The 22,579-nt window shown below is 64.1% G+C and carries 22 protein-coding genes and 2 tRNA genes; 16 read left to right on the top strand and 8 right to left on the bottom strand.

Annotated elements, in window-relative coordinates:
* Window positions 1-23 precede the first annotated feature (23 nt).
* The 3 genes from CLV47_RS17085 to CLV47_RS17075 all read left to right on the top strand — a co-directional run bounded on the left by CLV47_RS17085 (window position 24) and on the right by CLV47_RS17075 (window position 2,273).
* The gene (locus CLV47_RS17085; RefSeq protein ID WP_106350294.1) at window positions 24-1,448 is read left to right on the top strand and encodes an amidase; all 1,425 of its coding nucleotides are present in this window, start codon (window positions 24-26) and stop codon (window positions 1,446-1,448) included.
* A 64-nt stretch (window positions 1,449-1,512) separates the two neighbouring features.
* Window positions 1,513-1,800, top strand: a complete 288-nt coding sequence (gene ctaJ / locus CLV47_RS17080) for an aa3-type cytochrome oxidase subunit CtaJ (RefSeq protein ID WP_146135417.1) — start codon at window positions 1,513-1,515, stop codon at window positions 1,798-1,800.
* Between the two features lie 5 nt (window positions 1,801-1,805).
* Window positions 1,806-2,273, top strand: coding sequence for a DUF5130 family protein (locus CLV47_RS17075; protein WP_238145485.1), 468 nt, complete (start codon window positions 1,806-1,808; stop codon window positions 2,271-2,273).
* 108 nt (window positions 2,274-2,381) lie between these two features.
* On the opposite strand, the gene pepN is transcribed toward CLV47_RS17075, so the two are convergent.
* Window positions 2,382-4,928: an aminopeptidase N gene (pepN, locus tag CLV47_RS17070; protein WP_106350289.1), complete on the bottom strand. Its 2,547-nt coding sequence runs from the start codon at window positions 4,926-4,928 to the stop codon at window positions 2,382-2,384.
* 115 nt (window positions 4,929-5,043) lie between these two features.
* On the bottom strand, window positions 5,044-5,622 hold the full coding sequence (locus CLV47_RS17065) for a TetR/AcrR family transcriptional regulator (protein ID WP_106350288.1): 579 nt from the start codon (window positions 5,620-5,622) through the stop codon (window positions 5,044-5,046).
* Between the two features lie 76 nt (window positions 5,623-5,698).
* Between CLV47_RS17065 and CLV47_RS17060 the strand changes: the two genes are divergently transcribed.
* Complete coding sequence (locus tag CLV47_RS17060; protein ID WP_106350287.1) at window positions 5,699-7,240, top strand: arylsulfatase; 1,542 nt, start codon at window positions 5,699-5,701, stop codon at window positions 7,238-7,240.
* 143 nt (window positions 7,241-7,383) lie between these two features.
* The gene (locus CLV47_RS17055) at window positions 7,384-8,025 is read left to right on the top strand and encodes a mycothiol-dependent nitroreductase Rv2466c family protein (protein WP_106350285.1); all 642 of its coding nucleotides are present in this window, start codon (window positions 7,384-7,386) and stop codon (window positions 8,023-8,025) included.
* 28 nt (window positions 8,026-8,053) lie between these two features.
* Here the strand turns inward: CLV47_RS17055 and CLV47_RS17050 are convergent, their stop codons facing one another.
* On the bottom strand, window positions 8,054-9,082 hold the full coding sequence (locus CLV47_RS17050) for a phosphotransferase family protein (RefSeq protein WP_106350284.1): 1,029 nt from the start codon (window positions 9,080-9,082) through the stop codon (window positions 8,054-8,056).
* A gap of 111 nt (window positions 9,083-9,193) precedes the next feature.
* Between CLV47_RS17050 and CLV47_RS17045 the strand changes: the two genes are divergently transcribed.
* Entirely contained in the window at window positions 9,194-9,646 is a 453-nt protein-coding gene (locus CLV47_RS17045) for a ribose-5-phosphate isomerase (protein WP_106350283.1), read from the top strand.
* Between the two features lie 21 nt (window positions 9,647-9,667).
* Here CLV47_RS17045 and CLV47_RS17040 read toward each other — a convergent pair whose 3' ends face one another.
* A complete protein-coding gene (locus CLV47_RS17040) occupies window positions 9,668-10,018 on the bottom strand; it encodes a hypothetical protein (protein WP_106350281.1) in 351 nt (116 codons plus the stop codon).
* 54 nt (window positions 10,019-10,072) lie between these two features.
* Here CLV47_RS17040 and CLV47_RS17035 point away from each other — a divergent pair, with 54 nt between their 5' ends.
* The 3 genes from CLV47_RS17035 (at window position 10,073) to CLV47_RS17025 (ending at window position 12,804) form a co-directional block, all read left to right on the top strand.
* Entirely contained in the window at window positions 10,073-10,894 is an 822-nt protein-coding gene (locus tag CLV47_RS17035) for an Fpg/Nei family DNA glycosylase (protein ID WP_106350280.1), read from the top strand.
* A gap of 189 nt (window positions 10,895-11,083) precedes the next feature.
* Entirely contained in the window at window positions 11,084-11,413 is a 330-nt protein-coding gene (locus CLV47_RS17030) for a hypothetical protein (protein WP_106350278.1), read from the top strand.
* A complete protein-coding gene (locus tag CLV47_RS17025) occupies window positions 11,407-12,804 on the top strand; it encodes an HNH endonuclease signature motif containing protein (protein WP_106350277.1) in 1,398 nt (465 codons plus the stop codon). The genes CLV47_RS17030 and CLV47_RS17025 overlap by 7 nt, the downstream gene beginning before the upstream one ends.
* 69 nt (window positions 12,805-12,873) lie before the next feature.
* Here the strand turns inward: CLV47_RS17025 and CLV47_RS17020 are convergent, their stop codons facing one another.
* On the bottom strand, window positions 12,874-14,133 hold the full coding sequence (locus tag CLV47_RS17020; RefSeq protein WP_170111126.1) for a GNAT family N-acetyltransferase: 1,260 nt from the start codon (window positions 14,131-14,133) through the stop codon (window positions 12,874-12,876).
* Window positions 14,134-14,316: 183 nt separating this feature from the next.
* On the opposite strand from CLV47_RS17020, the gene CLV47_RS17015 reads away from it, so the two are divergent.
* Together CLV47_RS17015 and CLV47_RS17010 are read left to right on the top strand one after the other, a co-directional pair.
* Window positions 14,317-15,732 carry an NAD(P)/FAD-dependent oxidoreductase gene (locus CLV47_RS17015; protein ID WP_106350274.1) on the top strand — a complete coding sequence of 472 codons (1,416 nt, stop codon included), beginning with the start codon at window positions 14,317-14,319 and terminating at the stop codon, window positions 15,730-15,732.
* Window positions 15,733-15,829: 97 nt separating this feature from the next.
* Entirely contained in the window at window positions 15,830-16,345 is a 516-nt protein-coding gene (locus CLV47_RS17010) for a hypothetical protein (protein WP_146135416.1), read from the top strand.
* A gap of 51 nt (window positions 16,346-16,396) precedes the next feature.
* On the opposite strand, the gene CLV47_RS17005 is transcribed toward CLV47_RS17010, so the two are convergent.
* A tRNA-Gly gene (locus CLV47_RS17005) sits at window positions 16,397-16,470 on the bottom strand.
* Window positions 16,471-16,634: 164 nt separating this feature from the next.
* Between CLV47_RS17005 and CLV47_RS17000 the strand changes: the two genes are divergently transcribed.
* Window positions 16,635-16,711: transfer RNA gene (locus tag CLV47_RS17000), tRNA-Pro, on the top strand.
* 72 nt (window positions 16,712-16,783) lie between these two features.
* Here CLV47_RS17000 and CLV47_RS16995 read toward each other — a convergent pair.
* On the bottom strand, window positions 16,784-17,470 hold the full coding sequence (locus CLV47_RS16995) for a DNA alkylation repair protein (protein WP_106350271.1): 687 nt from the start codon (window positions 17,468-17,470) through the stop codon (window positions 16,784-16,786).
* Between the two features lie 129 nt (window positions 17,471-17,599).
* Between CLV47_RS16995 and CLV47_RS16990 the strand changes: the two genes are divergently transcribed.
* Window positions 17,600-18,652, top strand: coding sequence for a DNA polymerase IV (locus tag CLV47_RS16990; RefSeq protein ID WP_202862654.1), 1,053 nt, complete (start codon window positions 17,600-17,602; stop codon window positions 18,650-18,652).
* Window positions 18,653-18,656: 4 nt separating this feature from the next.
* Here CLV47_RS16990 and CLV47_RS16985 read toward each other — a convergent pair whose 3' ends face one another.
* Window positions 18,657-19,418, bottom strand: coding sequence for a dienelactone hydrolase family protein (locus tag CLV47_RS16985; protein ID WP_106350269.1), 762 nt, complete (start codon window positions 19,416-19,418; stop codon window positions 18,657-18,659).
* Between the two features lie 196 nt (window positions 19,419-19,614).
* On the opposite strand from CLV47_RS16985, the gene tig reads away from it, so the two are divergent.
* The 3 genes from tig to CLV47_RS16970 all read left to right on the top strand — a co-directional run bounded on the left by tig (window position 19,615) and on the right by CLV47_RS16970 (window position 22,557).
* Window positions 19,615-21,087, top strand: coding sequence for a trigger factor (gene tig, locus CLV47_RS16980; RefSeq protein ID WP_106350268.1), 1,473 nt, complete (start codon window positions 19,615-19,617; stop codon window positions 21,085-21,087).
* Between the two features lie 160 nt (window positions 21,088-21,247).
* A complete protein-coding gene (locus CLV47_RS16975; protein ID WP_474863647.1) occupies window positions 21,248-21,883 on the top strand; it encodes a ClpP family protease in 636 nt (211 codons plus the stop codon).
* Window positions 21,884-21,897: 14 nt separating this feature from the next.
* Window positions 21,898-22,557: an ATP-dependent Clp protease proteolytic subunit gene (locus tag CLV47_RS16970; protein ID WP_272946807.1), complete on the top strand. Its 660-nt coding sequence runs from the start codon at window positions 21,898-21,900 to the stop codon at window positions 22,555-22,557.
* Window positions 22,558-22,579 lie beyond the last annotated feature (22 nt).

The following is a 22,579-nucleotide window of genomic DNA, read 5'->3' as shown; positions in this document are numbered from 1 at the left end:
CGGCGGCACGATAGCGTCCTGTTATGGCGCGTCATCATGATCTTTCCGCACTCGAACAAGCCGCTGCAATCAAGGCGAAGCAGATCTCCCCCGTGGAGCTGGCCGAGCACTATCTGCAACGGATCGAAACGCATAACGAGACCGTCGGCGCATTCGTCACCGTCAACGCCGCGCGCGCGCTCGATGAGGCGCGGGCGGCCGAACAAGCAGTGCTCGACGGTGCCGACCTGCCGCTGTTGCACGGCGTACCGACCGGGATCAAGGACCTCAATAACGTCAAGGGCGAGCGTACGACGTTCGGCTCGGTGCTTATGAAGGATTTTGTCGCGCCGTACGACGACTTCCTGGTCGAGCGGATGCGGGCTGGTGGTCTGATCAGCCTCGGAAAGACTAATACTCCCGAGTTCGGGTTTCCGTGCTACACGATCAATGAGGTGGCCCCGGTGGCACGTACGCCGTGGGATCTCGACCGACTGTCCTCCGGGTCAAGTGGCGGCGCGGCGTCGGCGGTTGCCTCCGGCCTGCTGCCGCTTGCGCAGGGCTCCGATGGCGGTGGATCGGTTCGCAGCCCGGCGTCGGCCTGCGGGCTGGTGGGGATCAAGACCAGTCGCGGCCGGATCAGCGGCGGCCCCCTGCGGGTCGACCCCGCGGGCCTCGGCGTTGCCGGACCGCTGGCGCGCACAGTGCGTGATGCCGCGGCATTTCTCGATATCGCCAGCGGGCCGGGGATCGGCGACCCTCATTGGGCGCCGCCGCTGCCGGCGGGGGAGACATTTCTGGGTCACTGCGACCGCCCGCCGGGCAAGCTGCGAATCGGCCGTTACATCGATCCGGTCATGCCCGGCGCGCAGCCCGAACCAGAGGTCATCGACGCGTGGGAGAAGACCTGCACGTTTCTGGAGACACTCGGGCATTCGGTCGAAGACGTACCGCCGCCGATCGACGAGGATGTGGTCGCCCACTTCGTTAAGGTGTGGACGCTTGGCGCCGCGACAATCCCGGTCACCGATGAGCAGGCAAAGCAGATGCAGCCGCTGACCCAGTGGCTACGCGAATGCGGACTGGCGCTGTCCGGTCGTGAAGCGATGGACGCGCTGACCCAGATCGGGCTGGCCGCGCGTCGGGCTATCGAGCAGTACGCGCCGTACGACGTGATCGTTGCGCCGGTGTGCACCCAGGTGCCGCGGCCGATCAACTGGTACGCCGACGCCCCATCTCCGGAAGCGGACTTCGAGCTGCAGAAGCAGTATTCGGCGTACACCTCGCCGTACAACGTCACCGGCCAGCCGGCGATCAGTCTCCCGTTGCACTACTCGAGCGAGGGTCTGCCGATCGGGATGATGTTCGTGGGGCGGCCCGCCGACGAAGCGACGCTGGTCTCACTGAGCGCCCAGATAGAATCAGCAGCACCGTGGCGGGATCGTCACCCAGACATCTGGGATCTCTGACACGGAAATGACAAGGTCCGTCCCGACTTCGGTAGTCCAGAGTTGATTGGTTAGCGTAAGCGTCATGAGCGCAGTTGAAGTGTTACTAGTCTTTGTGGGGATTCCGCTGTTGATCGCGGCAATCGTATGGGGTCTGCTCTCGCTGGGTGGGTCCGGCGCTGGCGGCGGTCGCTATCACCTCGGTGAGCGATGGACGAGTGCGCCGCTGTGGTTCGTCGGGAGCCCGAAGCAGGGCAGCGTTGCGCACCCGCATCTGATTGAATCCGATTCCCGGGCCCGCGAAGCGCACGAGGCCGCCCGCGTGGCCGGCTCAGTGGATACCGTCCACGGCGGCGCAAGCGGAAGCTGGTGACCATCATGGCAACCGAAGTAGCAGAGAGAGATTCGCACATGGCATCCGGGGATATCGAGCGCGCAGGCCAGAAGGTCCACGTCCAGCAGGGCCCGACCGGCGTCAAGGGGCCATTCTCCAACTCCGACCTAGACCGCCTGTCCGAGGCACTCACGATGTCCTCGTGGGAGACCGGGATCAAGTTTTCGGCGTATATCGGCGATCTAGGTGAGGACCGCCGGGACTCAGTTTCTCAGTTGCACGGCTCGTTCGGTGCCGACGCTCCCGAAACCTGCCTCGTCGCGGTGTCGCCCAACCAGCGCGCGGTCGAGATCGCAGTGGGCGCGGACGTGGCGAAGCGACTGTCGGACCGTTCGTGCAACCTCGCCATCCTGGCCATGACGACTGCCTTCACCGGCGGCGATCTGGTCGGCGGGATCGTCGGCGGACTGCGCATGCTCAGCGACCAGGCGGGTCAGCAAGCCGCCGAGTAGGCTCCGCACGATCCTGGGCAACCCACGAAAGTCACAAATGTGCCGCTTTACAGCGCGACGTCGAAATACTGCCGCACATCGGCACATTTGTACCGGAATGCCGTGGTGTTAGGCGGGTTCCGCGTCTTTCTTGCGGCAGTTCAACGCGCGGACAATCCCGTCACGCTCCTCGCCCACCAGTCGTGCTTGTGAGCTGGCATGACCATCGCCGGCCAGCCACGCGTCCGTGGCATCGACGGTCGCCTGCTCGATGATCCGCGGATACATCAGCTCGGTCACCTGCTGGGCGATGGTCGCCGGCCGCTTCTGCCAGACGGTATCGAGTGCCTCGAAGTAGCGCGGCACGAATGGCTTGGTGAGCTCGCGCTGGTGACGTGAGTAGAACCCGAGAGCGGTCGCCTCGTGCATGTAGTTCGTCAGCGCGTCCTCGGTGACAGTCTCGCGCCAAACCCGTTCCTTGTTGTCAGCCGAGGGGATCAGCGCGCGTGCGGTGGCCGCACGGCGCGCTGCTACGTCGCTGCTGTCCGTGGTGAGCTCGGCGGCGATCTCGGTTTCCCCGGCGCGGCCGACCGCGATCAGTGGCGTCAGTAGCGCCCACCGGGTGTCGAGGTCCATGGCCAGCCCGTCAAGCACGACCTCGCCGCGCACGATGTCCTCGAGACGGGCGAGCTGCTCGTCGGTGGTCGCTGCGCTCGCGAAGGCGCGCGACCAAGTGACTTGCAGGTCGCTGCCGGGCTCACTGTTGTGCAGTTCGTAGAGTGCGGTGTCCGCGAACTCCGCCCAGCCCGTCGGTGCCCACGTCGGGTCGGCGTACGACGCGAGGGCTCCTTGCGCTTGCCCGATGAGCGACTGGACAACACTCATCGTGGTCTCGCTGGTGATGCCGCGGCGTACTAACGCAACGAAGTCCCGTGCCCGCATCTCGCCGTCGCGGGTCATGTCCCAGGCGGCGCTCCAGCAGAGTGTGCGGGGGAGCGACTCGGTGAACTTGTCGATGTGCTCCAGCAGGAACGCCAATGACTGCTCGTCGAAACGGACCTTTGCATACGTCAAGTCGTCGTCGTTGAGTAACACCACGGACGGGCGCTTCTGTCCGACGAACCCTGGCACAGCGGTCCGCTCTTCGGAGATGTCCAGCTCGATTCGTTCGGTGCGCACCAGACGTTCCTCGATCAGCGAGTAGCCGCCGACGGCCAGCCGGTGGGTGCGCAGTGTCGGGTGCTCCGGTACGGCGGTCTGCTCGATCTCGAATTTCGTGACGATCTCGTGTTCGTCGACCTCGATGATCGGGCGCAGCGTGTTGACCTGCGAGGTCTCCAGCCATTGCGCCGACCACCACGACAGGTCCCGTCCGCTGGACTTCTCCAGCGCGCCGAAGAGGTCTGCCAGCTCGGTGTTGCCGTACTGGTGCTCCTTGAAGTAGGCGCGGATCCCGGCGAAGAACTCATCCTGACCGACGTAGGCCACGAGTTGTTTGAGGACCGAAGCACCCTTGGCGTAGGTGATCCCGTCGAAGTTGACCTCGACCGCCTGGATGTCGACCATGTCGGCGGCGACGGGGTGGGTCGAAGATTTTGTGTCTTGGTCGTAGGCCCAGGTTTTCTCGACGTTGGCGAATGTCGTCCACGCGCTCTTGTATTTCGTCGCCTCCGCCTGACAGTGCACGCTGGCGTACGTCGCAAAGGACTCGTTGAGCCACAGGTCATCCCACCAGCGCATCGTGACCAGGTCGCCGAACCACATGTGGGCCATCTCGTGCAGGATTGTCTCCGCGCGCCGCTCATAGCGGTATTCGGTCACCTTGGACTGGAAGACGTAGTCGTCGCGGAAGGTGACGGCGCCGGCGTTTTCCATCGCCCCGAAGTTGAACTCCGGGACGAACAGCTGGTCGTACTTCCCAAACGCGTAAGGGAAGTCGAACAGCTCTTGGAAGAAGTCGAAGCCTTGCTTTGTGACCTCGAAGATCTCGTCAGCGTCGAGGTGCTTGGCAAGGGAGGCGCGGCAGTAGATGCCCAGATCGATGCCCTTGTGGTGGTCACGTACGACGTGCAGCGGGCCCGCGATCAGAGCCGTGATGTATGGCGAGATCGGTTTAGTGGTGGCGAAGTCGATCACCTTGGCGCCGCCAGGGCCGTCCGACGTGTTGTCCACGGCGCCGTTGGAGACGACTTCCCAGTGCGCCGGCGCCGTGACATGAAACGTGAACGCCGCCTTCAGGTCCGGCTGGTCGAAGCAGGCATACATTAGCTTGGCGAACGCCGTCTCGAACTGCGAGTAGACGTACGCCGCATCGTCGGTTGGGTCGACGAACCGGTGCAGCCCTTCGCCGGTATTCGTGTAGAGCAGTTCTGCGTCCACGACAAGTTCGTTGTGTGCGGTGAGCCCGTCGAGCACGATGCCGGTCTCCGGCGCGTACCCGGCGGTGCTGACCGGCTCGCCATTGAGCGTGACTGTATGGAACGAATCCGCAACGACGTCGACAAACGTCGATGATCCTGGCTCTGCGTCGAAAGTGAGGACGGTTGTCGACCGAAACGTGCGGTCCCCGGGATTGCCGGCGCCATCGGTCAGGTCAATGGTGACGTCGTACGTCGTGGTCCGAATCGTTGCGGAACGCTTCTTGGCGTCGTCGCGGGTCAGATTGGGATGAGCCACAGTCGGTGTCCTTTATCTCTCTCGAGTCGCATGCGTGCAAGTACGTACGCCGTACCAGAATTGTTCGGAATCAGGCTTCAGCGTATCGGCCGCCATCCGACCGGCAAAACCGTTACTACTTCGGTGGAGTCGAGGCCGATCGGCTGCGATCGACCAGGGCCCGCTGGACCTCCTGGATTCCGTCGCGAGCCGAGGCCAGTTCGGCCGCGTCGAGGTCGGCCGCCGCGATCAGAAAAGGTTCGAACAGCAGCCATCCGAGCTCGAGCGCTATTGACTGGGCCACCCCTACGCGCACGGCGGCCGGGTCGGCGCCGGTTCGGTCGACCGCCTGGTTCACCGCCCAGTCCATGACGGGGTGGCGTGCCTGGCCGGCAACGTCGGCGCCGTCGAGAAGCGACCGTGCCAGCACCCGGAGAAAAAGCTGAGTGGCGTCGGACGACCTGGTGTCCAGCCGCGAGCCGGTCGCCACATCGCTGGCCACCTTGTCGGAGAGGTCGGCAAGGACCGCGGTCAGGAGTTGAGACTTTGATCCGAAGTGACGATGGACCAGCCCGTGGTTCACTCCGGCACGGGTGGCGATGGCGCGAATGCTGGCGGACTCGAAACCCCGTTCGGCGAACTCGTCGGCGGCGGCCCGCAGCAGAGCTGTGACCACGGCTTCTCGGCCAATCGGGATATTTTCGGTGGAACCCATTCCTTTACTGTAGTCGAGTGTCTACAGTGGTCGGTGGGGAGAGAGCCGACCGCACATCACGCCACGGGGGGACCTAATGACCGAATTCGACCCGATCGCAAGCCCGACCACGCCGGTGGCCGACAACCGTGAACCGGCGTTTGTCCACCAGCCTGATCTGGACGCGGCGCGCGCCAAGCTCGGCGGCTTTGCTAACCGTCACGGCGGCACGGCACCCAATGTCCTGGTGGTGTTGATGGATGACGTCGGCTGGGGAGACTTCGGCTGTTACGGCGGTGGTGTCGCCGTCGGTGCTCCCACCCCCAACATCGACGCGCTCGCGCGCCGCGGCATGCAGCTCACCTCTGCCTACTCCGAGCCGTCGTGTACGCCGTCGCGGGCCACCCTGCTCACCGGCCGGCTGCCGATGCGGCACGGACTTCAGCGGCCGCCGATGTACGGCGAGCCGGGCGGTCTCGAAGGTGAGATCACCCTGGCAGACCTACTTTCGGACGCGGGTTACGTCACCCAGGGCGTCGGCAAGTGGCATCTCGGGGAAAACCGGGACTCGCAACCGCAGAACTGCGGCTTCGACGACTTCTACGGATTCCTGTCGGTGTCCGACATGTACACCGAGTGGCGTGACCCCTACTTCTTCCCGGAGATCGTCTACTCCCGCGCCCGGACCGACTGGATCGAAAACCAGCCCTTTAACAAGTCGTTCGTGCACGCCACTCGGGGTGGCGAGCTCGAAGAGGTCGAGGAGGTGACCATCCCGGTCCTGTCCGAGCTCGACCAGAAATGGTGCGCCTACTCGGAGGATTTCCTCCGCCGGATGGCCGGCGGTGACCAGCCGTGGTTCCTCTACCACAACACCCGCGGCGCGCACTTCGACAACTATCCGCACGAGTCGTATCTCGGCGTCTCACCCGCGAAGCACCCATACAAGGACACGATTGTGGAACTCGACGATATCGTCGGCCGTCTCGTGAAAGTGCTTGAGGAGACCGGCCAGCTTGAGGACACGATCATCGTCGTCACCTCGGATAACGGGCCCGAGATGGAGACCTGGCCGGATGCGGCGTTCACTCCGTTCCGCTGCGCCAAGGGATCCACGTGGGAAGGCGGCGTGCGGGTCCCGATGGTCATCGCGTGGCCGGGGATGATCGAGGCCGGGCGAGTGACCGACGGGATCTTCGACTTCAACGACATCCTGCCCACCGTGCTGGCGCTAGCCGGCCGATCCGACGCCGTACCGTCAGACCGCTTCATCGACGGCATCGACCAGTCCTCGTTCCTGCTCGCGCCCGATGGCCAGTCGAATCGCAAGTATCACTACTACTGGCTTGGCCAGGCGTTTTCGGCGCTGCGCTGCGGTGAGTACAAACTGGTGCTCAACGCGGTGGGCGACGACATCGTGAGTCAGGGCGACGTGCACGGCAGCGGTGGATTCAGTGGGACGATGCAGAAGTTTCCGTACGGCAAAATGTTCAACCTCTACCTAGATCCCAAGGAGACGCACTCCTACCTGATCCGCAAGCTCGCATACCAGGAGGCGTTGGTCGGGCGGGTGGCACGCCACCGGGCGACCTTCGCCCCGCCGTACGCGCCCAAACTCGTCGTCGGCCTTAACGTCTAGTCGCCCGCGAAGTCCAGTTCCGGTTCAGGTGCGCCGACGGGAATACTTGTAGCCCGCCGTTCGTTGATTCCACGGCCGGTCGGGCTGAATGTACGAGCCACGATCCCGGCCGTACATCCCCCGATACGGACGGAACAGACTAAATGGCGACAGACACCGCTACTTCAAATGGCAAAACCGCTGGCAAGGATCGAGTGGATTTCTGGTTCGATCCGGTATGCCCCTGGTGCTGGATTACCTCCCGCTGGATTCTCGAGGTCGAGAAGGTCCGCGACGTCGAGGTCAACTTCCACGTGATGAGCCTGTCGGTGCTCAACGAGGGCAAGGATCTGCCCGAGAACTATCAAGCCCTCATGGATCGCGCCTGGGGCCCGGTGCGCGTGCTGACCGCGGCCGAGCAGGAATACGGCGACAAGGTGCTCGCGCCGCTCTACACCTCGATGGGCACACAGATCCACAACAACGGCAACAAAGACCTCGATGAGGTCGTGACACTCGCGCTCAAAGAAGCCGATCTACCTGCCGAACTCGCCAAGGCGTCGTCTTCGTCCGATTTTGACGAGGCGCTGCGCAAGAGCCATCACGAAGGCATGGACAAGGTTGGTAAGGACGTCGGTACGCCGACGATCCACATCAACGGCGTGGCCTTCTTCGGCCCGGTATTGTCACGCATCCCGCGCGGCGAGGACGCCGGGCGGGTCTTCGACGGTGCGGTAGCGCTCGCGTCGTACCCGCACTTCTTCGAACTGAAGCGGACCCGCACCGAAGACCCGTCGTTCGACTAGGTCCCGGCGCTGGCCCGAGCCGCTCCGCTTAGTTGCGGGCCAGCGCTTCCTTGGACTTCTCCAGAAGGATCGGCACCATGTCGCCGATGCTGTCGTAACCGGGTCCGACGGTTTGACCGGCTTGGTAGCGGTAGTAAATGCCTTCGAGAATGCCGACCTGCTTGAAGAACGAGAACGCGAGATAGAAGTCGAAGTGCCGCGTCTTCTCGCCGGTGCGCTCTTCGTAGCGGGCCACGATCTCGTCGCTGGAGGGGTAGCCCGCCGCGGTGCTGACATTGGTGACGGCGTCGGCAGCGTCGCCGGTCATCGCCTTGGTGCGGTCGCCGTACGCAATCATCATCGCGAGGTCGCAGGTTGGTGCGCCTAGTGCCGCCATCTCCCAGTCGAGCACGGCGGTGATCTGGTCGTTGCCGTCGACGAGCACGTTGTCCAGGCGATAGTCACCGTGCACGATTCCGTGTCCGGTATCGGCGGGGCAGGCGGCCAGCAGATTTTCGATGTGCTGCTCAAGGCCGGGTAGCTCGCGGCTCTTGGACGACTCGAGCTGCTTCGTCCAGCGCTTGATCTGGCGCAGCACGAACCCGTCTGCCTTGCCGAACTGATCGAGGCCGATGGAGGCCGGATCCGTGGTGTGGATGTCGGCCATCGTGTCGATAAGCCGCTCGACAATCGCCTTCGTGCGTTCGACACCGCGCTTTTCCAGCTCGTCGGCACGTTTGATTGCATCGCCTTCGACCGCTTGCATGATGTAGAACGGCGCGCCCAGTACGTCGGTGTCCTCGCAGATCAACTCGCAGTGCGGCACCGGGACCTTCGTGCCGGCGAACGCGGTGAGCACCTTGTATTCGCGGCCCATGTCGTGCGCGGTGGCGAGCACGTGACCCATCGGTGGGCGGCGTAGCACCATCCGCCCGGCCGAGGTCTGCATCATGTAAGTCAAGTTGGACTTGCCGCCGACGATGAGCTCTGCCGTGATCGGCGACTCCGCCATGGCGGGGGCGTGCTTTTTGAGGTAGGCCGTCAGTACGTCGAGGTCGAGGCCTGGAGTATCAGTCATTGTTCGCGGAGCTCCTTAGGTGAGACTCCAGACAATCTAACGTAACTGCCCGAGCGCTTGTTCGGTTGCTTGCCTCTAGGACCACTCGCGACCGGCCAGTACCCTTGGCGCATGCGCGTTTATCTTGGCTGTGACCACGCCGGCTTTGAACTGAAGAACTACCTCCTCGAGCATCTTCGCGGCGGTGGCCACGACGTGACCGACCTGGGTCCGCAAGAGTACGACGCGGAGGACGACTACCCGCCGTTCTGTATCGCGGCTGCCGAGGCGGTGCGTGATGACGAGGGCAGTCTCGGTGTCGTGATCGGCGGCTCCGGCAACGGCGAGCAGATGGCCGCCAACAAGGTCGCAGGCATCCGCGCGGCGCTCGTCTACAACCGCGAGACCGCCGCGCTCGCCCGCGAGCACAACAACGCTCAGGTGGCGGGGATTGGTGCACGGATGCACTCGTTGGAGGAAGCCGCAGAGATCATCGATACCTTCTTGGCTACCGCGTGGAGTGGGGCAGAGCGCCACCAGCGTCGTATCGACCTGCTCACCGACTACGAGGCCAAACACGCGTAGATCGCTTAGTAGTTAGAGGCCTTAGCGCGCCGGCGGTTTCCAGTTGCGCCGCACAATCTCGACCTCCGACTCGGCCGCGGCGATCTCCTCGTCGGTGGGCCGGTTGATGTCGCGGGTGCGCATCGTGGTGATCCGTGGGATCTGTGAGGGCCCGCTGGCGATCAACGCGCGGACTCCTCGTTCGTTGTCCTTGTGCCCCTCTGCGTGGTCATATGAGTCGCGTGGCTCCGGACGCTCGCGGACCGGATCGCGCGGCTCCGAGCGCGCAGGTGTGTCCGACGGCGCTGCGGGCCTCGAGGTGGAGGCCCGGCGCCGTACCCGCCGGTTGGCGCCCGGACCAGGTTTTGCCGCGGAGTTCGCTTGGTCGCTCACAGTCCGAGGATAGCGGCGTACGTCGCACACGCATATGACGAGGAAGGCGGCACTATGCCGGAAGGACACATCGCCGAGCGGGTGGCGCGCGAGCACAAGAGGTACTTTGGCCGGCAGCGGCTGCGAATCGACAGCCCGCAGGGAAAGTTCGAGCATGGCGCCGGCCTGCTCGACGGCGCTTGTCTGGTTAACGTCACCGCGATCGGCAAGCACACGCTGCATCGGTTCCGCCGCGATGAAAACGCGCCGGCCGCGCGGGACTTGTGGATGCATGTGCACCTTGGGCTCTACGGCAAGTGGGCAAGCGGTGACCTTCCGGCACCTGCGCTCCGCGGAATGGTGCGGGTCCGGCTGCTCGGCGAACAGCACTGGGCGGAACTGCGTGGTCCGACGACCTGCGAAGTGCTCAACGGTGCGGGACTGAAGCGCCTCACGGAACGACTAGGCGAAGATCCCTTACACACAAAACTGTCTGGGGCGGCGGCGTACGCGAAGATCGCGAACAGTGGCCGGCCGATCGGCGAGTTGCTGATGGATCAGGCCGTCGTGTCCGGGGTGGGAAACGTCTACCGCGCCGAGGTGCTCTTCCGGCACGGTATCGCGCCGCATCGTCCAGGCAACCGGATAGCCGCGGAGGAGTGGACCGCGCTCTGGATGGACTTGGAGACACTGATGCGCTCGGGGGTGCGGCTTGGCCGAATCATCACGACCGCCGCCGCGGACCGCGACTCGCGCAGTCGTACCGTGCATCCCGCGGACCAGTACTACGTTTACCGTCGTCACGGCCTGCCGTGCCGCGTCTGCGGTACGCCGGTGAGCGTGGAGCTCGCCGCGGGCCGGCGGCTGTACTACTGCGCGGTCTGCCAGCCTGCCTGACCGTCTGTGACGTCGTACCCACGGTCCGCTCGCGGCAGCACACCCACACGTCCCCGTCATCCGCGGCAAATAACCCGGCGATCCGCGGCAATTGTCTCGGCCGTACGCGGCAAAATACTCTGATATACAAGGAAAGAAGACCCGCTCAGGTCTTGCGGTAACGCACCCCGGCGCGATACGATATAGCACATGCGTACGAGGAACAAGGTCCAGGTGGAACGGGAGCAACCGCGCCTCGACCTGCCCGAGTCGCCCGTCCCGGTCACGAAGGCCGAGACGTTCGCGGCGACCCTCACCCAACTGGTCGACATCGAACACGCCGAAGCACTCCTGCACCGGGAGAAGCTCGCCCTGCGCAGTGTGCTGCTCAGTACCGCCGACTATCAACTCATCGACCCCTCCGCCGTGCCGGGTGGTCCCCGCCGCCATGCGGGGGCCGACTGCCCCGACATCGGGTCCGACACATGGCTGCAGAACATTGACCTCGCCGCCGCCGAACTCGCCGCCGCGACGTGCTGAGTACCGGTACGGCGAAAAACCAGCTCGCCACCGCCAGCTACTACACCCGCCACTACGCCGTAGCGGTCGCCAGTCTCGACCCCGACGGAGACCCGTACCGCGGAATGACCGCGCACAAGCTGGACCTGTTCACCGAGCACACCACCGACCTCACCGACACCGAACTGGAGAAAGTCACGGCACGGGTCCTGCCGCACGCGCACACCGACACTCCCGGCCAGTTCGCGCGGCGTATCGAGAAAGCGGTCATCGCGGTCACCGGCACCAGTAAACAGAAACAACGCCGCGCCCGCGCCAACAGGGACCGGTACGTCGCGTTCGATAGTGACTCGATCACCGCGCGGATCTTCGGGCGGCTACCGATCGCGTGCGCCCGCGCCCTGGACACAGCGTTAGATGACCTCGCGCGCAGCGGCGCGTTGCCGGGTGACGACCGCACGCATGAGCAGCGGCGTCTCGATGCGCTGGCGGCGTGTGTGCTGGGGCCGGCGGCGATGATCCGCCCCGCCGGGCACCCCGCCTACGGCGGGGCGATACCCGGCGCGGCGGCGTGGGACGCCGACGGGCAGTACCTGATCACCGACCCGAGCGAGTCCACCGAAGCCGCCGCCGTGATGGAGACGATCCGGGGACTGGCAGCGACCATCAACTTCACCGTCCCGCGCATACCCGAGGTCACGATCAAAGTCACGATCCCCGCCCACCTGTTAGCCGGGTCCGACCTCGCAGGCACCGAAACCGGCACGCGCGGTACCGGAGACGTGAATGGTGCCGACGCCTCGGACGATGCGGGCGATGCGGGCGGTGCCGGCCAAACGCAGAGTCGACCCGGCGGCAACACCAACAGCGGCGACACCGACAGTGCCAACACGAACGATGCGGGCACGAACGATTCTGAAGCCACCGACACGCTCGGTGCTGAAACGCGCCCGGAGGACCCGCACCGCTGGGCGGTCGCCGCGATCGAGGGGCTTGGGCCGATCGATGCCGACCTGGCCCGCTACCTCGCACAGGATGCACGCTGGCAACGGGTCATCACCGATCCTTACACCGGCGCGGTTCTCGATGTCGGCACAAAAATCTACCGGCCACCGGCACAGATGCGCCGCCGGATCATCGCCCGCGACCAGACCTGCCGGTTCCCCGGCTGCACCCGCCCAGCCGAACGTTGCGACGTCGACCACATCGACCCGCACCGACCCGACGGGACCGGCGGCACGACCGGCGACTGCAACCTGATCGCTCTCTGTCGTCGCCACCACCGGCTGAAACACCAAACCAACTGGCGAGTGACACTCCACGACGACGCGTCGTGTGAATGGACCAGCCCCGCCGGCCGTAAATACCTCACGTATCCCGCCGACACCGACCCACCACCGCAACACGACTAGCACTGCTTCAACGGCCGAGTGGAGTCAGACTCGGATACAGGTGCGTGTAGTCAGGGCCGCGATAGGCCGCTAGAAGTTGTCCACACACCACGGGGCCCGCGGCCAGCCGAATGCCGCCGACACCGTAGCGGCCGCGCCCTTCTTGTGCTCGATCACTCGGCCGGCTCGGTGCAGGTCACTCAGCGGTACGCCGCCAAGATAGATGGCGCCAAGCTCGAGATCGCTCAACGATAGGTCTGGTTTACGACGCGCCTTAGTGACCTTCGCGCCATCCGTGCCAGCCTCGAGCCGGAATCTCCCGTTATTGCTGGGAACTTGCACGTCCTCAATCTCCAGTACGACGTCGACATCACTCAGGTATTTCCGCGCGACGAGCGCCGCGGCAACGTCGACGATGCGCACATAAATGCCGTCAGAGATCTCGGTGCGCAGGGCCCGCGGGTTGCTGAGCAGATGTCGCAGCGGCTCATCGGGCCGCGCATTGCGCATCTTGAACGAACGGGTGAGGTCGATCTGCATGAGGTAGCGCATCAGGCTGGCATATCCCTGCGGGGTCGCAGCTTCGACCTCGTGGATCTGCACTTCGCTCTGCGGTCCGGTTACGTCGTTCTTGCCTCTGACGCGGAAGTAGGCGTAGCCGTCCGGTGTACCGGACCGGTTGTAGTGCAGGATCCACTTGTACTGTGTCGCGCCCTTGCGCCAAGCCGGCGGGTCGAACAGCGTCCATGCCCACCAGTCGTCGTCGCGGTTGAGCGCACCCGGTTCGTCAGCGAGCAGTCTCGTGCGGATCGCCTTGGCAGCAGTACTAAAAGTCTCGTGGCTGACTTCATCGACCGAGCCGTCGCCGAAGTCGACCTGTGGAAGGAATCCCATGGCGGGCGTCTCGGCGAGAAGCCGGGCGCGCATGACGGCCGGAGCAAAGCCAAATCGTCCGTATATCGGCGCTTCGGACGCCCAGAGGATTGAGATGGGCTCGCCGCGGTCGGCGTACGCCGTGTCGAGTTCGTGCTGCATCATTCGGGTCAGCAGCCCCCGACGGCGGTACGGCGCGGCAACGGTTACGGCAGTGAACGCCGACACTGGCACGCTCCCACCGGGCACCGTCATTGTGCGCGCGAACGACCCTGCGGTGGCTATCCAGCGATCGTCCACCGTAAAGCCGAAATGGCGGTCCGCGTCCCACACCGCGCCCAAAACGTCCTTCTCTTCCTGAGAAGGCTCTTCATGAAACCCTTTGAACATGGCCGCGCTGAAGGTCTCCTGATCTTGCGCGGTGCATTCCGTGAACTGGGGCGTGGCCAGGTGCGGCGGCAGATAGGTAGATGGCATGAACACCATCGTGCTGTCCGTACGCCGAATTGCCAAACCATTTGTCGAGCAGTCGCGTGAGACGCGACTCGCCGGAGGGCGATTTGGCGCAACTCGCGGAATACCGTTGTGTACTCATGTGAGGTGCGCGTCATCCACCGTGAATTCCTCGAATGGCCTGCACAGGAGGGGACAATTGGAGTCATGACTACCACCGCTCGGCACCGCGTCGTGATTATCGGATCGGGTTTTGGCGGGCTGTTCTCGGCCCGCAAGCTCGCGAAGGCCGATGTCGACGTGACACTCATCAGCCGCACCGGGCACCACTTGTTCCAGCCGCTGCTCTACCAAGTGACGACCGGCATCTTGTCGCAGGGCGAAATAGCACCGGCGACACGTGAGGTACTGCGTAAGCAGCGCAACGTGCGGGTTTTGCTCGGCGACGTACGCGACGTCGACCTGACCGGGCGGACGGTGACCTCGTTCGAGCTGGGCCGGGCGACCACAACGCCGTACGACTCGCTGATTGTGGCGGCCGGTTCGGGGCAGTCGTATTTCGGTAACGACCATTTCGCGAACAACGCGCCAGGCATGAAGAGCATCGACGACGCACTCGAGATTCGCGGCAAGATCTTCGGTGCGTTCGAGATGGCCGAGCTGTCAACCGATCCCGTCGAGATCGACCGGTACCTGACGTTTGTTGTCGTCGGTGCCGGGCCTACCGGCGTCGAGATGGCGGGGCAGATTGCGGAGCTCGCACATCGCACTCTGACAAAGGAATTTCGCGCTATCGACCCGAGCCGGGCAAACATCGTCCTGCTCGACGGAGCACCCGGCGTACTCGGTGCTTTTGGCGATCACCTCGGTGACAAGGCGATGAAGCGGCTGGCCAAGATGGGCGTCATCGTCCAGCTCAACTCGAAGGTGGTAAACGTCGACGGCTCCGGTCTCGAGGTGGAACGCGCCGACGGCAGTCGCTACCGCATCGAGTCGTCGTGCATGATTTGGGCGGCCGGCGTACAGGCAAACGCGCTCACCAAGACGCTCGCTGGTCAGACCGGCGCGAAGCTCGACCGCGCCGGACGGATCGCGGTCAACGACGACCTGACGCTTCCCGGCCACCCCGAGGTGTTTGTAGTCGGCGACATGATCTCGCTCGACAACCTGCCTGGTGTCGCGCAAGTTGCCATCCAGGGTGGTCGGCACGCCGCGAAGACGATCATGGCGCGGCTCGCGACTGGCCGGTTCAGCGACACTCCGCACCGGCCGTTCAAGTACTTCGACAAGGGGAGTATGGCGACGATCTCTCGGTTCAGTGCGGTCGTCAGCGTTGGCAAGCTTCGGTTCTCTGGGTTCATCGGCTGGATGATGTGGCTGGTGCTGCACCTCGTCTACATCATTGGGTTTAAGAACCGAGTGACGACGTTGCTGCATTGGTTTGTCAGCTTCATCGGGCGTGGACGTTCGGAACGGACCGTGACCGAACAGCAGGTCGTCGCGCGGCATGCGATCAACGCCGTGGGTGCCGACTTCAACCCGTTCGATCACCGACGGCTTCTCCCGGGTACGCCGCAGTCCGCCGCGACGGCCAAGCCTGAGCCTGTGAGCGCGCCTCGGTAACTGCGAATTGCGGCTTATCCACAGGTAGGCGGTTGCCCCTCGCGGTATAGCGCGATCGATATCAGGATAAGGAATCCAGATATCGAAGGGATGGGCCGTGAACAGACCCCGCCGCAGACGCGCCATTGTGCCGGACTCGAATGCCGCGTCGTACGACCTGAGCGATCCAGCCGGTGAGGCGCCCCGGCCGCCTCGGCCCCCGCGACTCGGGGCCTGGTTGGGGATGTCCGGCGCGATTCTCGCCATCGTCGCGATGTGCCTGCCGTGGACGCCGGGGGACAGCGAAATCGGCTGGAACATACCGATGGTTCTGCTGTTCTCACCGCTGTTCTTCGTATCGGCTCCGCTGCTGGCCGCCGCGATCGCGATCGGCGTCGTGTGCGGACGAGTCACGCGCAACGACCCGTATCTCGTCGTATCTGCGAAGTCCACGGAACTTGCGAATACGTTCGCGATCCTGGGAGTGGCCGTGCTCGGTCTGCGGTCGATCGGTCTCGTGGTCAACCTCGTCCGCGGTGGAGTGGAGGGCACAAGCATCGGTGCCTACGTGTTTCTGATCGCCTCGAGCCTCGCCATCGTCGGCGTTTTCGGCGCGATCTACAAACGCTACTGAGCGCGAATACGACGGGATTTTCGGCGCCAAATCGGCGCGGGGTTTCGGGACTGGAGCGGATGACGGGAATCGAACCCGCGTCATCAGTTTGGAAAACTGAGGCTCTACCATTGAGCTACATCCGCAGCGCCCGCGTGAGCCGTCTCGGCCGTCGGGCATCCAAGACTCTACCTTGTGCAAATTTGAGCGTTGTAATTCGGGTTCGCCCACTATGAAGGCGATGCGCAGCGCGGCGATGGGTCTGCGCGTTAGCGGGTCTGACGCCCGGTTACACTAATGCGTCGGTCATCGGGGTGTAGCGCAGCTTGGTAGCGCATTCGGTTTGGGACCGAAGGGTCGCAGGTTCGAATCCTGTCACCCCGACCACGACTGTGTGGAAGATCGGCGTACGCATGCGTACGTCGATCTTCCACACAATCAGCGAATGCGTCGACTCGTCTACTTACCGCTCTTTCGGTTCACTATCTCTGTGATCCAGATGGGAGCGAACGGCGAGGTGCAGTTGGGTGGCGTCGGGTAATCCTTGAGCACCTCCAGGCGCTCACCGATGTCGATGGCGCGAGCGCGGTGCTCTGGATGGTCGATCCCGATCTGCGCCAGGCAATGGTTCATCGCCCACTGCAGGCGACTCGGGGCGTCCTTCATCTGCGCCTCGATGATGTCGAGCAGAGCTGAGAGGTCGAGACCCTCGGGACTTTTCGCGACACGTTCGGTGGTCAGCGCCCAGCCGGCGCTCGCGACGACCGGATCGACGTCCGTGGACCAGGCCAGGCGCAACTGCTCGGCATGCGGACTCTTCTTCACCACGTAGTTCACGAGCCAGTCATGCACTTTAGGAGTGCGCGCTTGGCGCAGCATCGCATCTAACTCATCACGTGCGAACGCCTTCGGACGACAGATCAGAATTGCTAACAGTCGTGCCGAAGTATCACCGGTCTCCCACAGCTCGCGGGCAAGGTCGTGTTGGATTTTCAGCCGTTTGCCGACCGTGCGCAGCTTGGTGAGGTTTACCCCGTGGTCGTCACCGTGTCTGGCGTTGACCTCGCGGACCCTCGGGTCTTCGAGCTCGGCCAGCTCGGCCATCACTTCGCCGACCGTCGTCCCGGCCGCTGTCGTCTGAGCCACGTCAGCCTCCTGTCGATCGCGTGTGAATTCAGCCTATCGAGTTGTCGACTGCGAATCCGCGATATGGGTCGGGGTCAATTTGTGCTGCGAGTCCGACCGTTGATTCGGTGCGAGTGAGACGCTTACTAGGTGACCGAAGACGCTCCGCAGATGCAGGCTTGGATCCTGCACGTCGATCTCGACCAGTACGTCGCAGCGGTGGAGATCCGGCGGCGGCCCGAGCTGCGCGGGCTACCAGTCGTGGTCGGCGGGTCCGGCGATCCGACTCAGGCCAGGCAGGTCGTCGCCACCGCGTCGTACGAGGCGCGCGAGTACGGCGTGCACTCCGGAATGCCGCTACGGGCGGCGTACCGCAAGTGCCCGGAAGCGGTATTCCTTGCGGCCGACCACTCGGCGTACGACGCAGCCTCCGAAGAGGTGATGGACACGTTGCGCAGTTTCGAGCTTCCGGTCGAGGTCTGGGGCTGGGATGAGGCGTTCGTCGGTGCGACGACCGATGACCCGGTCGGGCTCGCTAACGACATCCGAGCGCGGGTCCTCGAACGCACGGAATTGTCTTGTGCGGTGGGGATCGGGGACACCAAGGAGCGGGCGAAGATGGCGACCGGTTTCGCGAAACCCGGCGGCGTCTACCAGCTGACGGCGGCGAACTGGATGCCAATCATGGGTGAGCGGCAGACGAGAGAGTTATGGGGGATAGGCACGCGGACGGCAGCCAAGCTCGCCGCTCACGACCTGAAGACCGTGGCCGAACTCGCCAGCGCAGATCCACGGGCGTTGGCCCAGTGGTTCGGCCCGACGATCGGACCGAACCTCACGCAACTCGCCAAGGGTGGCTTTGACACGCGGATCGAGACCGAGCCACGGGTGGCGAAGTCGACCAGCAAGCAAACCACTTTTCCGGTCGACCTCACCGAACGTGACGACATCGAAGCGCACGTCACCGAGATCGCGAGCGAGGTGGCGGCCGAGGCCTTCAGGGACGGCCGCGTCGCTACGCATGTCGGCGTGACCGTGCGCACCGCATCGTTCTTCACCCGAACCAAGACCGGGAAGCTTCCAGCCCCGACCACCGACCCGGAGGACGTACGCCGCGGCGCGCTGCGCGTCCTTGAGCGATTCGACCTCGACCGGCCGGTGCGACTGCTCGGCGTACGGGTGGTGTTGGAGGAACCGACCTGACGCGCTAGGCGGCGGTGTTCGTCGAGATGAAGTTGAGCATCCGCGTCCAGGTGTCCTGGCAGATGTCGTCCCACTCGGCCGACGAGCGGTCGAAGTAACTGTGCGGCGCGCCGTCGTAAATCTTGATCTCGTGCGGCACCTTGGAGTCGGTGAGTACGTCGTCGAACTCGCCAACTAGGTCTACCGGGATGCCGGCATCCGCGCCGCCGAAGAATCCTTGCAGCGGGCAGTCCATCTGGTCGGTGACCTCGATGGCGCTCGGGCTGTCCTGTGAGTTGGCGTACGGGCGACCGTAGAGGCCGACGACCCCCGCGAACCCCATACCGGCGGCGGCCAGAGCGAACGCGTGCCCGCCGCCGAAACAGAATCCGACCGGGAAGACGGACGTGACGTGGGGCAGTTCGCTGATGTGGGCCTTAGCCGCGGCGATGTCGGCACGCACCGTCGGTGTGGTGGTTTGGCGCACATGGGGCCAGGGGTCGAACTCGCCTGCGCGATTGTCGTCGGGCGCCGTACGGGCGAAATAGTCGATCGCGATTGCGTCGATGCCGGCGGCGGCGAAGTACGACGCGAGGTTCTTGTAGAAGCCGAAAAGCCCGCGCACATCAGGAAGAATCACCACCGCAGAGCCGGTCGGGCTAGCGGCCTTCGCCTGGTAGGCAAGGTACGACGTACCGTCCGTCGAGGTCAGTCTGAGGTCCTCGCCGGGGATCGGCTGGGCACCACTGGGCAGGGGCGGCGGGGTGGCATCGGGCGCAAAACACATAATCTGTGACGACCTCTCTTGTTCAACGTCGGGTGTTAACACATAGACTCGGCGGTCGAGCACTGCTGAAAGTGTGCATTTTGCCGTGCGCGTGGCGGCTCGCTCGTCCGATTGTCATTCGCATCATCTCAACACGAACCAGCATGTCTAACCAATCAGTACACGACCGCTGCGCACAACCCCTAGGAGACACCCTGTGAAAAGCACCGTCGACCACCTGAGCTCCACTCGGGTAAAGCTGGCCGTCGAAGTAACCTTCGATGAAATCAAGGACAGCTTCGACGCGGCATACAAGAAACTGGGTTCGCAGGTCCGCGTGCCAGGTTTCCGCCCGGGCAAGGTTCCGCCGCGAGTCCTCGAGCAGCGCCTCGGGCGCGGCGCCGTCCTCGACGAGGTCATCAACTCCGCGTTGCCCGACAAATACACCGAGGCGATGCAGGAGGCGGAGCTACACCCGCTCGGGCAGCCTGAAGTCGCGGTCGACGAGGTCGGAGACAACGAGTTCAAGTTCACCGCCGAGGTCGACGTGCGCCCCGAGATCGAGATCCCGGACTACTCCTCCGTCGAGGTCACCGTTGACGACGTCGCGGTCGAGGACTCCGAGGTCGACGAGCAGGTCGAGTCGTTGCGCGACCGATTCAGCACGCTGACCGGCGTCAAGCGCGCCGCGCAGGACGGCGACTTCGTCTCGATCGACCTGATCGCCAAGCTTGACGGCGAAGAGGTCGAGGGCGGCTCGGCCAGCGGCCTCTCCTATGAGATCGGTAGCGGCCAGCTTGTCGAGGGCATCGACGAGGCACTGATCGGCTTGTCCGTGGACGAGGAGAAGACCTTCACGACCTCCCTCGTCGCGGGCGACAAGGCCGGTGAAGAGTCAGAGGTGACCGTGACGGTCAAGTCGATCAAGGAGAAAGAGCTCCCCGAGGTCGATGATGACTTTGCGCAGCTTGCGAGCGAGTTCGACACGCTGGACGAGCTGAAGGCCGATCTGCGCACTCGGCTAGAGCGGGTCAAGGACTTCCAGCGGATTGGTGCGGCACGCGACAAGGTCGTCGAGGCGCTGCTGGAGAAGGTCGAGTTTGACCTTCCCGAGGCGGCTCTCAAGGCCGAGGTCGAGGCCCGTGAGCACGACGCGGTGCATTCGTTCGATCACAACGAAGAAGCGCTCAACAAGTGGATCGACGAGCAGGGCAAGACTCGCGAGGAGTTCGACGCGGAAACCAAGGAGAACGCCGAGAAGTCGCTGCGCGCCCAGCTGCTGCTCGACACGATCGCGGACAAAGAAGAGATCGGTGTCGACGACAACGAGCTGACGCAGTACCTCGTGCAGCAGGCGCAGCGCTACCAGATGGCGCCGCAGGAGTTCGCCGACGAGATCGCGAAGGCCAATCAGGTCGGCGCGCTGGTCTCGGATGTACGCCGCAACAAGGCGCTCGCGCAGATCCTCGAGGGCGCCACCGTGAAGGAAGAGTCCGGCAAGGTGCTCGACCTCGACGCAATCCAGGCCGAAGCGGCCAAGTCGCTCGGCCAGACGGTCAACGTGGGTGATGACGGGGCAGAGGTCGTGGACGCCGAAAGCGTTGATGCTGATCCGACCGACGACGTACCGCAGAGTGCCGACGCCTCCGCGGTGAGCGCCGAGATTCCGACCACCACCGAGGACAAGTAGTCCGCGTAGCCGACAAGGGTCCCGAGAATGCTCGTGCGCTGATAGCGAACGACGGCGTTCTCGGGACTCTTTGCGTAGCAAAGCGCGTTAATGTCCTAGCAGATCAAATAATCAGCTTGATTCTCAGCACGTGACTCATACCCGCGGAAGGCAGGAATACGTGAGTTCTCCATTTACCAACGAACCACAGCGGTCGGTGCCATCAATGGCCTCCGCCGCTAACGGCATGAACCTCTCCGACTCGGTCTACGAGCGCCTGATGCGTGAACGCATCATGTTCCTCGGCTCGGCCGTGGTCGATGATGTCGCCAACCAGCTCGCCGCGCAGATGCTGCTGCTGGCCGCTGAGGAGCCGGACAAGGACATCCATCTCTACATCAACTCGCCCGGCGGTTCGGTCACCGCGGGCATGGCGATCTACGACACGATGCAGTTCATCGAATGTGACGTGGCGACGTACTCCATGGGGCTGTCCGCATCGATGGGGCAGTTCCTGCTCTCGGCCGGGACCAAGGGCAAGCGCTACGCCCTGCCCCACGCGCGGATCATGATGCACCAGCCGTCCGCCGGTGTGCAGGGCACGGCGTCGGACATCCGGATCCAGGCCGACCTGTTCAAGCGCACCAAGAAGGAGATGGCCGAGCTCATCGCCGAACAGACCGGACAGTCGGTCGAGAAGATCACCGAAGACGCCGAGCGCGACCGCTGGTTCACGGCGCAAGAGGCCCAAGAATACGGCTTCGTCGACCACATCGTGTCCCGCGCCGAACAACTTCCGTCCGGCGGACGTCGCTAGAGAAAGACGACAACATGACTCAGTACGATATGAATAGCAAGTTGGGCCATTCGATGCCCGAGAGCCGATACATCCTGCCGTCGTTCGTGGAGCGCACGTCGTACGGCGTCAAGGAGTCCAACCCCTACAACAAGCTGTTCGAGGAACGCATCATCTTCCTCGGCGTACAGGTCGATGACGCGTCGGCCAACGACGTGATGGCTCAGCTGTTGACGCTGGAATCGGACGATCCGGACCGCGACATCACGATGTACATCAACTCGCCGGGCGGCTCGTTTACCGCTCTGACGGCGATCTACGACACGATGCAGTTCGTGCACTGCGACATCCAGACCTTCGTCCTTGGCCAGGCTGCCTCGGCCGCGGCGGTGCTCGCGGCGGCCGGTACGCCGGGCAAGCGCGGCGCGACCCCGAACTCGCGGATCCTGATCCATCAGCCGTCTGGCGGGGGCGAAGGCTACGTCTCGGATCTGGAGATTCAGGCCAACGAGATCGGCCGGATGCGCGTGATGCTCGAGGAGATGCTGGCCCGGCACACGGGGCAGGACATCGAGACGATCCGCAACGACATCGAGCGGGACAAGATTTTCTCCGCAGAAGAGGCCAAAGCCTACGGTCTGATCGACACGGTCGTGCCTTATCGCAAGCTCTCCGGACTGGTCGGCAACAGCTAGTCGGACTTATCGATGGAGCACG

The sequence above is a fragment of the Antricoccus suffuscus genome, from assembly GCF_003003235.1.
Classification (GTDB): Bacteria; Actinomycetota; Actinomycetes; order Mycobacteriales; family Antricoccaceae; genus Antricoccus; species Antricoccus suffuscus.
The sequence above is the reverse complement of the archived record's forward strand: the minus strand, read 5'-3'. Positions and strand labels throughout refer to the sequence as shown.

Bases quoted from the DNA above. Each gene is read 5' to 3' on its own strand.
- CLV47_RS17085 (WP_106350294.1), top strand. From the start codon at position 24: ATGGCGCGTCATCATGATCTTTCCGCACTCGAACAAGCCGCTGCAATC.
- ctaJ (WP_146135417.1), top strand. From the start codon at position 1,513: ATGAGCGCAGTTGAAGTGTTACTAGTCTTTGTGGGGATTCCGCTGTTG.
- CLV47_RS17075 (WP_238145485.1), top strand. From the start codon at position 1,806: ATGGCAACCGAAGTAGCAGAGAGAGATTCGCACATGGCATCCGGGGAT.
- CLV47_RS17065 (WP_106350288.1), bottom strand. From the start codon at position 5,622: ATGGGTTCCACCGAAAATATCCCGATTGGCCGAGAAGCCGTGGTCACA.
- CLV47_RS17060 (WP_106350287.1), top strand. From the start codon at position 5,699: ATGACCGAATTCGACCCGATCGCAAGCCCGACCACGCCGGTGGCCGAC.
- CLV47_RS17055 (WP_106350285.1), top strand. From the start codon at position 7,384: ATGGCGACAGACACCGCTACTTCAAATGGCAAAACCGCTGGCAAGGAT.
- CLV47_RS17050 (WP_106350284.1), bottom strand. From the start codon at position 9,082: ATGACTGATACTCCAGGCCTCGACCTCGACGTACTGACGGCCTACCTC.
- CLV47_RS17045 (WP_106350283.1), top strand. From the start codon at position 9,194: ATGCGCGTTTATCTTGGCTGTGACCACGCCGGCTTTGAACTGAAGAAC.
- CLV47_RS17035 (WP_106350280.1), top strand. From the start codon at position 10,073: ATGCCGGAAGGACACATCGCCGAGCGGGTGGCGCGCGAGCACAAGAGG.
- CLV47_RS17030 (WP_106350278.1), top strand. From the start codon at position 11,084: ATGCGTACGAGGAACAAGGTCCAGGTGGAACGGGAGCAACCGCGCCTC.
- CLV47_RS17020 (WP_170111126.1), bottom strand. From the start codon at position 14,133: ATGCCATCTACCTATCTGCCGCCGCACCTGGCCACGCCCCAGTTCACG.
- CLV47_RS17015 (WP_106350274.1), top strand. From the start codon at position 14,317: ATGACTACCACCGCTCGGCACCGCGTCGTGATTATCGGATCGGGTTTT.
- CLV47_RS16985 (WP_106350269.1), bottom strand. From the start codon at position 19,418: ATGTGTTTTGCGCCCGATGCCACCCCGCCGCCCCTGCCCAGTGGTGCC.
- CLV47_RS16970 (WP_272946807.1), top strand. From the start codon at position 21,898: ATGACTCAGTACGATATGAATAGCAAGTTGGGCCATTCGATGCCCGAG.